Raw genomic sequence first — 8,194 nt, 5'->3', positions numbered from 1 at the left:
GCATGCAAAACTTTTATTGGTTTTTGAGTAACGTTACGTATTGCCTGCTTAACGATTTCCTTACCTGTAAAAAAAACAGGAACATAAATTTGTGCTGGAGGTATGTTAGCTGAATTATACAAATTGATTAGAAAGGTGGATAAAATTTCATCGTCTGGATGATCATTGCAGTTCCCGATAAAGTAAGGAGTACTTCCATAGTTGTCTTTATTTCTAAACGATAACACACCAATGCATGCCAGATCATCTTCACGTACAATGCTGAAAAAGTCTGCATCTTTTTCAAAGGAAAAATCCGTCCGCTGCATTTGAATTTGCTCAAGAAATTTTACTCGATCTCTATATACAGCAGCAAGCTCATAATTTTCCTCACTACTGCACTTTCTCATTGTGGAAAGTAATTGCTCTTTCACTTCCTTATTTCTTCTAAGCAATGTATCTCGCGCTTGTTTTACTGATTGGCAGTAATCACCTTTCGTGATTTTATTTACGCACGGTGCTGAGCAGCGCTTAACTTGATACTCAAGACATGGTCTTTTTGTTGAGGAGAAATATCGATCTGAACATACTCTTAAAAGGAAAGCTTTTTGCAATGACAATATAGTCTGCTTAACAGCATCGGAAGATGGAAAGGGACCGTAATAGTGAAACTCACCCTTTTTAAACTTGCTTCTGTATCGTGCTATTCTTGGGTAATCGTGTTTGGAAATTGTTATATAAGGATAAGATTTTCCGTCCTTGAGGACAATATTATAAGGTGGCTTCAATGATTTTATTAACTGCGCTTCAAGAAGCAGTGCATCCACTTCATTTTCAGTTAGAAAGGTCTTAATCTCAACAACTTGAGAGAGTACAACTTTGATTCGTTCAGAAAGGTTTTCATATCGAAGGTAGCTAGATAACCTTGATTTTAAATTTTTTGCTTTTCCAACGTATAAAACCTTATCCTTCTCTCCTATCATCTTATACACGCCACAAGACTGTGGAGACAACTCGATTTGTTTTTTTATCGCCTGAACATTTATGACATGGCCCATTGTTTAACTTGTATTAGGCTAAAATCTGCTACTAGATGAAAGATGGAAACAACGCTTGCAAGCAAAGACAACCTATTTCTTCTCAGCTTATCAGAAGCACAGTTGATCTTTACACTGTCCATAAATTGGTTGATAAATGGAGCAAAACCAGTAAGTTCATCAAGTGCTGTATTGAAGTAACCATTTTTTATTGCTTGTTTAATATTTTTACAAACAGCTATAGCACAATTTGACAGTGCTATTTCTTCACTATCAATCAAAAACTTCTTATTACAAGATGCACCGTAAGTAGTGTTGTCATTTTTTTCTGCTTTGTTAACTATGTTACTGACCCTTTTATAAGTGCTCATAACCTGTTCACCTTCAGGTGTACTAATATAATGGTCTAATACAACAGTTTGCTTTTCTGCTGTCAGCAGATCATTAATATCAGTCTTATATAATATTGAACTTACAACATCTTGCCTTATACCCCTGTTCCTTAAAATAACCTTGAATCTTTTCAGGAAGAATTTAAGCACTAGTTCTGAAAATTTTTCCTTACTCGGCTTATTAGATTGATCAAATGATCTTACATCCTCAGTAAATGTAAGTTTTGGATATAAAAATACCGACTTATCTATCAATAGCTTAACCGGAACATGCAAGTTATTCTCAAGTATTGTTCTAATTATACCAATTGTCATTCTTCGCAAACCAAATTGATCATGTGAACCTGAGATCTTTTCACCTGCTGCAATCAAACCAACCAAACTATCTACTTTATCAGCAATGGCTACAGCAATTGCAGCAGGAGATTTAGGACATTCTTGCTCTGACCCGATCGGTTTATAATGCTCAGTTATAGCTTCCACTATTTCTTCATCCTCTCGAAAGTAAGAAGCATAATAACCACCCATTGTTCCTTGCAACTCTGGAAACTCTTTTACTATCGACGTTGCAAGATCTGCCTTTGCTAAATATGCAGCACGCTCAACTTTAATTAGTGAAGCACGCGGAACATATATGGCTATATATTTCGATAGAGCTATAATGCGCTTTACTTTTTCTCCAACGCTACCAAGAGAAGCATGAAACAATATCGAATCTAATTTCTTGACATAATAATCCAGATTTTTCTTTTTATCCTGAGATATCAAAAACTGGGCATCAGCAAGACGTGCTTCCAATATTCTTTCATGCCCCTTGACAACTTCATCATTGTTAACACTGACAACAGTGACAAAGTGCGAAATTCTTTGCCCATTACTTAAAGTAAGATATTTTTGCTGCGTATTAATTATGCTAAGAACTACTTCCTTCGGTAGTCCAGATGACTTTTCTTGATCTACTTTGCCAAACAGCACAATCGGCCACTCTATAAGCCCCGCTAATTCATTCAGTAAATAATCATTTTCTTCAAGTTGTAAACTCTGTCCTTTTGTGAATTTATTGACCTGATCAAGTATAAATTGTTTTCTTTTATCTGACTGGAGAATGACATTGTTTTTTTCCAGCAATGCAAAGTAGTCTTTAGGTGTTCCAGCAGTGAGCGCCGTACCGCTTGAGAGAAATCTATGACCATACGTTACGTTGCACGCTGTAACTCCTGCAAAAGATATAGGTATTACCTCATCATTCAAAACGCATAGAATGTTTTTAATTGGCCTAACCCATCTTTCTTTTCCTTCACTCCACCTCATGCTTTTTGGCCAAGAGAAATTTTTCAACATCTCCTCTAGTAGATTCTTGAGAAACTCTTGGACATTAAATAAGCAAACATCCTTTTTGATGAAGTAAAAGTCTTCATTACCTACCTTGCGAACGAATAAATCTGTCTCACTTTTCCCATTTTTCCTCAAAAAACCTTCAACGGCATTTTTTGGTGCGTTAACATTTGGTCCTTTAACTTTGTTATTAGAACTCTTGAGTCCCGAAATGCTTATACTATCAACAAAAAGAGTGATGCGGCGTGCCGTTATAAAAACCTCTATAGATGCAAATTTCACATTATTTTTATTGAAAGCATTAGCAACATAACTCTTAACTTGAGCTGCAGCTGAATTTTGCATTCTCAGTGGTATTTCTTCTGCAAGGCACTCAAATAACAATTGTGACGACATATGTTACTTACTCATATATAACTCACAACATTTTTTTGTCAGCTCTCTAATTCTACCAATATACACTTTACGCTCATTCACACCAAGCACACCTCTTGCATCAAGCAGATTAAGTAGGTGGCTAGTTTTAATGCATTGGTCATAAGCTGCTACTGGTAATTCTTTTCCGATAAGAAATTTACATAGTTTTTCCGTGTCCTTAAACTGCTGCTGTACCACTTTAGTATCATAATAATCAAGCGCCAGATAAGAAAATTCATATTCTCTTTGTTTAAAAATGTCTCCATAAGTCACACCGTTGTTGTTCCAAATTATATCATAAACATTATCCACACCCTGTGTGCACATTGCCAAACGTTCTAACCCATACGCTACCTCGCCAGGAATTATTTTGCAGTCAATACCTCCTACTTGCTGTATATAAGTAAGTTGTGCTACTTCCATTCCGTTGCATGTAACCTCCCACCCTAGCCCTGATGCACCAACACTTGGATTTTCCCAATCATCTTCAATAAATTTAATATCATACTTCTCTGTAGATATACCAAGAACCTTTAAGCTACTTAAGTAAACATCCTGCAAATTATTACCAGAAGGTTTGATTATAACTTGATATTGATGGTGTTGATATAAGCGATTAGGGTTATCACCATAGCGTCCGTCTGCTGGTCTAATTACAGGTTGTAGATACGCAATTTTTGTTGGTTTTGCGTCAATTGCTGACATGATTGTTGCAGGATGCAATGTTCCAGCTCCAACTTCAGATGTGTAAGGATGGAGTATGGTACACCCTTCACCAGCCCAAAAATCTTGCAACCCTTTTATTATGCTTTGTAGATTCATGTAAACTGAACACTCTTTAATACTGAATATACAGCAAATAGGTACTATTCAATATTTATTTTTTTCACAGTGCTATGCAAGTAGTCACTCAAGACTACCGAATTTTCTTTCACATATTGAATTATGCTCTTGTTTAGAACAATTGCGTCATGCATAGTTAAATCGCAGAATATAAATGCAGTCAAATACAGCAAAATTACTGCATAAGACGTATGGAAAATCCCCTCAAATGTAATTGATATTGCATTGTTATAACTGAGCTGTATTGAACTTATTGGCCAAGGTTTTATCACTTCCACAATATTAAAAAATGCATAAGGTATAATAAAGAAAAAGAACAAGTGCATGAAATCATTAAACCAAAACGGACATTGAAGTATCTGCTTACATATGCTTCCATAGAGTTTACTTACAGCATGATAAATTGACATTATTGCTGGCATTGAGAGCGCAACAGTCAACACTTGCCCTGATGCTATTTGTATTACTATATTCTCACCACTGTTTGCTGAAGGGTCTTGAATATGAAAAATGGATATTCCAACTAACTGTAGTACTAGCATAACTATTGCCAACTTCACAAAAATAGCAGCCACAACTACGCCTGAATTTGGTATTTTGTATAGTATAAAATCTCCTCCATATACGAGAACTAATATGATATCGGTAACAAATAATATTAAAAAAGAAGACCAATAGCTCTGCCAACCTGGTAAGTACCCTATTCCTAAAAAAGAGCTAACTACTTTAGCAGGAAAAACTTTGCCCAATGTCTTTTCCAGAGTTGTCCAAAAAATCTCCATGTCTTAAGTAATATTTAGCTAATAGAGTTATACTTTATTGTAACAGACTTATCAATAGTTCAAGACAAATAAAGTAAACAAATATCCTCCACAAAACCTTTCCATTGAGAAGAATGCTACTTTAGCTAAAACATGTTTTTAAGTTTTTGCCAAAACCACGGTTTATCATCATTAACCTTTGTAAATGCTATATTTAAGCTGCATTGCGTATCACTTGGCGCATCATGTTTAATGTTAAGTGTTGAAGCTTTATTATAAGCACAAACATCATCATATGATAACTCCATTGTGTGGCACTTTATATGCTCTTGCTTATCATAACTAGACCATCTGATTTCTCTCCTAGTTCTACAAATTTAGCTTTTTCTTGACAGTATTTTTTTTATTAAATCCTTATCCAGTGATATTGAAATAGGCAGCATATCTCCAGCATGTTCTTTAGCTAAAAGTTCACTTTGAGGGTATATTTTTATTTCCTTACTATAATGTGAGTCCACAAAGTTGTCAGTGTAGAACTTATCTCCGGCATGTATGCACCCGTCAGTTGCATAGGGTACACCATTGTAACTGTATTGAACTTTATAGTCTCCCGTCCCGTTATTGTGAAAAAAATCATGAATGGTAGTGTAACTACCAGCAGCATCGTTTATGTAATCCATCGCCTCATTCCTAAAACTTTATTATAGCATGCGCAATTATATCAATCGACTAGAAAATTCTTTCCACTACTTTTCAGCAAGTATCTAGGGAGCGTATTGATAAGATTGTGACTTTCGTGCCTCCCAGTTCTTCACATACTGCTGAACTAATTCAGGGTATTCTTTAACAATTAATAGATTTTCAGCATTCCCTTTTTCGGCTGTTTTACTGAGGTTAAATGACCCTGTGATGACTTTTTGATTATCGACAATTATTACCTTATTATGGGCGATTTTTGGCTTATCATCAATCCAAACTGGTATTCCGCTTGCAAACAATTCATTTATAACACTATGTTTCGAGTAAAGTTGCGATTTATCTAAAATGACTTTAACATCAACACCACGCTTCTTAGCATTAACTAAAGCATTCGCAACCGCTTCAAGAGTAAATGTATACTCTTGAACTAAGATGGACTCTTTAGACTGATCTATTTCGCCGATTATTGGCACAGCACAGTCTTCCTCGGGCGAGAAGCAAACTGTAGCTTTTGGGCATGGCGAAAATATAGAGCCTGCATAGTAATACAGAGAAAAACACACCAACAAAAATAAAAGGTATAAAAGCCTCACAACCCAGACCTAAACGTATGGTGATAGGCTACATCATAGTTTGATCATCTGTCAATAGGCCCCTTGCACATCAAACCAGCTTTGGCATGTGCGAAAATCTCTTGACAAATCTTACCTGAAAAGGACACATTTTAAACTTCTTTGTTGAAATAAAATAGAAATAAAAGAGCTGTTTTTTTTTCAGTACTTTACGGGTAATTTAATGGTAAAAATTTTAGGGAGAAATTTTGTGCAGTAATCGCTGACATTTTTCTTTAAGTTGGCGCCATTGAGCGTTCAGTTTTACTTTCCCTTGTAAAATATTTCAGCTCTAATACCTTACATTATTAAAGATACAAGCTAATATTACTCAAATCAGCATGTTTAAGGTTATTTAATTACTGACATGATACATCAAGTAATTATGTACGGAGGAAATATGGATACTAAAATAAGTTACGCAGAGTTTACAAGACGCATTTTAGCAGAAGTACTTGATTCTCTAATATTTTCCCATCATTTCATCTGTAGCGTATTCATCTATATATTACTGGATTATAAAGATTTCTTTCAGGAAGCTGAACAACTAGCAACAAAAATACTATTTGTAGTTTGTATAGCAACCACAACATTAGTACTAATAGTGTTCAAAATACTAATGATAGCAAAACTTGGTGGTAATCCAGGGAAGCCATTGTATGGCATGTATATTAAAGACGCAAGTACACTTAAAAATGTTACTCTAATCCAAGTAGCAAATTAAGATGTATTTCTAATGGAAGCCTCTGGATTATTTTTCGCTTTCTGCTTTATCCGCAACATTACGATTGTGCTTATCTATATCTTTTAATGTGCTAATTTTAATTTTATTTGCAGTATTTGATCAGCGCAAAAAGACTGTATATGACAAAATTTCAAAAACAGTAGTGATAGATTATAAACCCGAGAACTAACCTCTCTTTACAATTTACAGTTATTTAATAACATGCTTCTATATTAGTTAATAATGTTACAAAATATAGGTTGGGTTATTGACAATGAAATAAATGCTAAAGTAAATTATGTAGGGTTTACAAGGCGTATTGCAGCAGAAGTAACTGACTATGTCATGTTTTTCTTTCCTTTGCTCATCCTGTACATTGCAGTATCAGGCAATAATGAAATTGATAACTTTTATGACGAGATTGAACAGTTAACATCTTCTTATACAATCTTGACATCAATGCTGTACACAGTATTAGAAATATTAATGATAGCAAGACTTGGAGGTACTCCAGGACAACTGTTATGTGGTATGCATGTCAAAGATTTAAATACATTTATAAAGTGTTACTCTAATGCAAGCAACAATAAGGTGCATTTCTGAGACAGTTTTATCATTTTGTTCTCTTTTTTTTGATTGATTATGTTTCTCGGTGGTTAGCAATTTTACGATTCTAATTTTAATATTAGCAATCTTTGACAAATGCAAGCAACTTCTTTACAATAAAATTGCAAGAACAGTAGTAACAGATTATAAACCTAGTTAAACTTTTTCATAGATAGTATATGGAGAAAAAAGTAAGCTACTCAACAATGACAAGGCGTATTCTAGCATTCATAGTTGATTGTATTTTACTCATTTTAATACCGTTTGTTTTGGTAGCGGTAGGTTTCTCACTTACACACGCAATAAAAGGAGTCATAGGGGCAATAATTGTAATCACCACTATTGTATTTTTGATGATACCATGTGTATTTCACATATTCGTGCTAGTAAAATTTGGTTGCACTCTAGGACACTTGTTATTTAGCATCCATGTGAGAAACAAAGATACACTTAAGTAGATCACTCTAATATAAGCAATAAAAAGGACTATTGCTTTTTTCATAATTTTTTGTATACCATTTTGCAATCCTATTTTATTCTTAGCTATACTAATCTTAGTTTTAGTATGTGCAGTAGATGATAAACAGAGACAAGCTTTTCATGATAAAATTGCAAATATGGTAGTGATAGATAAACTCAGTTAATATTTTCCTTTAAGCCTGCAACTAATGGCGTCATGCAAGCAGCCCATTTCTTGTTATTCCAGCATCTCTCCCCTTGTCATCTCAGTACTCCGACACTGGGATCCAGTTCTTCATAAAAATGGTGCACTTTAACATAACTTTCATGC

At 34.6% G+C, this 8,194-nt stretch carries 10 protein-coding genes; 3 read left to right on the top strand and 7 right to left on the bottom strand.

Annotated features, from left to right (window positions below; genetic code table 11):
• From uvrC to IHO40_RS02095, 7 genes are all read right to left on the bottom strand, one after another.
• The coding region (uvrC, locus tag IHO40_RS02125; protein ID WP_225536538.1) for an excinuclease ABC subunit UvrC at positions 1-1,037 on the bottom strand (1,037 nt) is incomplete at its 3' end.
• The gene (glyS, locus tag IHO40_RS02120; protein WP_225536537.1) at positions 1,022-3,139 is read right to left on the bottom strand and encodes a glycine--tRNA ligase subunit beta; all 2,118 of its coding nucleotides are present in this window, start codon (positions 3,137-3,139) and stop codon (positions 1,022-1,024) included. The genes glyS and uvrC, both read right to left, overlap by 16 nt.
• 3 nt (positions 3,140-3,142) lie before the next feature.
• Entirely contained in the window at positions 3,143-3,982 is an 840-nt protein-coding gene (locus tag IHO40_RS02115; RefSeq protein ID WP_225536536.1) for a glycine--tRNA ligase subunit alpha, read from the bottom strand.
• Positions 3,983-4,026: 44 nt separating this feature from the next.
• The gene (locus IHO40_RS02110) at positions 4,027-4,785 is read right to left on the bottom strand and encodes a phosphatidylglycerophosphatase (RefSeq protein WP_225536535.1); all 759 of its coding nucleotides are present in this window, start codon (positions 4,783-4,785) and stop codon (positions 4,027-4,029) included.
• Positions 4,786-4,910: 125 nt separating this feature from the next.
• Positions 4,911-5,072 (bottom strand): hypothetical protein, encoded by a 162-nt coding sequence (locus tag IHO40_RS02105; RefSeq protein WP_225536534.1) that lies wholly within the window; start codon positions 5,070-5,072, stop codon positions 4,911-4,913.
• Positions 5,073-5,141: 69 nt separating this feature from the next.
• Positions 5,142-5,444 (bottom strand): hypothetical protein, encoded by a 303-nt coding sequence (locus tag IHO40_RS02100; RefSeq protein ID WP_225536533.1) that lies wholly within the window; start codon positions 5,442-5,444, stop codon positions 5,142-5,144.
• A gap of 84 nt (positions 5,445-5,528) precedes the next feature.
• The gene (locus IHO40_RS02095; protein ID WP_225536532.1) at positions 5,529-6,056 is read right to left on the bottom strand and encodes a phospholipase D family nuclease; all 528 of its coding nucleotides are present in this window, start codon (positions 6,054-6,056) and stop codon (positions 5,529-5,531) included.
• A gap of 418 nt (positions 6,057-6,474) precedes the next feature.
• Between IHO40_RS02095 and IHO40_RS02090 the strand changes: the two genes are divergently transcribed.
• The 3 genes from IHO40_RS02090 (at position 6,475) to IHO40_RS06160 (ending at position 7,862) form a co-directional block, all read left to right on the top strand.
• A complete protein-coding gene (locus tag IHO40_RS02090) occupies positions 6,475-6,798 on the top strand; it encodes an RDD family protein (protein WP_225536531.1) in 324 nt (107 codons plus the stop codon).
• A gap of 243 nt (positions 6,799-7,041) precedes the next feature.
• Complete coding sequence (locus IHO40_RS02085) at positions 7,042-7,401, top strand: RDD family protein (protein WP_225536530.1); 360 nt, start codon at positions 7,042-7,044, stop codon at positions 7,399-7,401.
• 182 nt (positions 7,402-7,583) lie between these two features.
• On the top strand, positions 7,584-7,862 hold the full coding sequence (locus tag IHO40_RS06160; RefSeq protein WP_410543352.1) for an RDD family protein: 279 nt from the start codon (positions 7,584-7,586) through the stop codon (positions 7,860-7,862).
• The last annotated feature ends 332 nt before the right edge of the window (positions 7,863-8,194 follow it).

Source organism: Wolbachia endosymbiont of Mansonella ozzardi, assembly GCF_020278625.1.
In the GTDB taxonomy this organism is placed as follows: domain Bacteria; phylum Pseudomonadota; class Alphaproteobacteria; order Rickettsiales; family Anaplasmataceae; genus Wolbachia.
Note: the sequence above shows the minus strand (reverse complement) of the source record. Positions and strands in the feature narration are given on the sequence as shown.